The sequence below is a fragment of the Treponema sp. UBA7570 genome (assembly GCA_002477955.1).
Taxonomy (GTDB): domain Bacteria; phylum Spirochaetota; class Spirochaetia; order Treponematales; family Treponemataceae; genus Treponema_D.
Genome location: DLLE01000063.1, coordinates 44,135 through 44,516 on the forward strand (window position 1 = coordinate 44,135; position 382 = coordinate 44,516).

General features: G+C 38.0%; 1 pseudogene. It reads right to left on the reverse strand.

What is annotated here, in order from left to right:
* Positions 1–305, reverse strand: a pseudogene (locus B4N75_RS08435) (ornithine carbamoyltransferase); the annotation flags it as partial.
* Positions 306–382 lie beyond the last annotated feature (77 nt).

Here is a 382-nt window from a genome sequence, read left to right on the forward strand (position 1 = left end):
ACTCTTGCGGTGTCTTTTACGCTTTCTTTTCCGCCAAGTTGAATGTCTTGTGTTGACATAAATACTGGATGGCCGCCTTCTTCGCCAAATGCAGTTTCAAAAGATGAGCGTGTACGTGTAGAGCGCTTTTCGAAGATAAGGGCGATTGTTTTTCCTAAAAATCTTTGATGAATTTCTTTATTGTGCGCCTGTTTTTTTGCGAGAATTGCGTAGTCGAGAAACTGTAAAATTTCTTTTGGAGAATAGTCTGCCCATGTTAAGAGTGAACGTCCTTTAAAAGGCGAGTTAAATTTTTCCGCTTCCATTTTTTACTCCCATAAAAAGTCAAAATTAAAACTTCAGTTTTAGCATTGGCTTTTTAAGTTGTTTCGCAACGAAGTGA